Annotated in this window: 2 pseudogenes and 1 other annotated feature; of the pseudogenes, one reads left to right on the forward strand and one right to left on the reverse strand. The window is 42.1% G+C overall.

From position 1 onward, the window contains the following. Positions 1 to 411 (forward strand): annotated as a pseudogene (locus ACJ5GX_RS04025) (oleate hydratase); the annotation flags it as partial. 10 nt (positions 412 to 421) lie between these two features. Then, positions 422 to 916 (reverse strand) — a sequence feature (23S ribosomal RNA rRNA prediction is too short). Here the strand turns inward: ACJ5GX_RS04025 and ACJ5GX_RS04030 are convergent. Next, positions 910 to 1,176, reverse strand: a pseudogene (locus ACJ5GX_RS04030) (TCP-1/cpn60 chaperonin family protein); the annotation flags it as partial. (Overlaps the previous feature by 7 nt.) Positions 1,177 to 1,230 lie beyond the last annotated feature (54 nt).

Here is a 1,230-nt window from a genome sequence, read left to right on the forward strand (position 1 = left end):
CTTCGAAATCACCTTGCTGAATTAGGGGTGCAAATCCGATTGGATACCTTGGTACATGATGTCGATTTACACAGTACGATAGACGGAAAAATAGTAAAAGGATTACTTGTCAATCAAGGCGGACAAGAAACGCGTATCGAGATGAAGGAGCAAGATTTTGTTGTGATTACAACAGGCTCTATGACAGAAGATACCTCTTATGGAACGAATACTACTGTTCCTATCCCCCAAGTGGATAACACAACAAGTGGTAAAAGCCCAGGTTGGAGTTTGTGGAAAAATTTAGCTGCAAAATCACCTGTTTTTGGACGCCCAGAGAAATTCTGTTCAAATATTGAAAAATCGTCTTGGGAATCTGCAACTTTAACTTGTAAACCTTCTCCGCTCATTGATAAGTTGAAGGAATATGCAGTAAATGATCGATCTATTTCACTCCGTTATTCACGGTTCTTTTCACCTTTCCCTCACGGTACTGGTTCACTATCGGTCTCTCAGGAGTATTTAGCCTTAGCGGATGGTCCCGCCAGATTCAATCAAGGTTTCACGTGCCCCGACCTACTCAGGATACCACTATCTATTACATCGCTTACCTATACAGGACTATCACCTTCTGCGGTCAACCTTTCCAGGTTGTTCTAATTCGCTTTGCATAAAATGTCGTGGTCCTACAACCCCAATATTGCCGAAACAACATTGGTTTGGGCTAATCCGCGTTCGCTCGCCACTACTTACGGAATCACTTTTGTTTTCTTCTCCTCCGCCTACTTAGATGTTTCAGTTCAGCGGGTTTGCCCTCCTATCGGAGTAATACATCTTCAATGTATTGGGTTGCCCCATTCGGATATCTGCGGATCGATCTATAATTCCTGCAGCCAACATATCTACATATTCATCTGTTTTTGCGTTGTATCCGAAATTGCCTTCTCCTTCAGAAACTTTTGCTACGATAACAGAACCTTCTAATCCTGCATTTTCAACAATGGTTCTCAATGGAGATTCAATAGCACGGGCTACAATCTGAATTCCTGTTTTTTCATCTGGGTTTAATGCTTGAATGCTTTCCAGTGATTTTTTAGCTCTTAATAGCGCAACACCACCACCTGCAACAATACCTTCTTCTACCGCAGCACGTGTAGCGTGTAAAGCATCATCTACTCGGTCTTTTTTCTCTTTCATTTCTACTTCAGAAGCAGCACCTACATAAAGTACAGCAACACCACCAGCTAATTT

This window comes from Wolbachia endosymbiont of Tuta absoluta, from assembly GCF_059414725.1.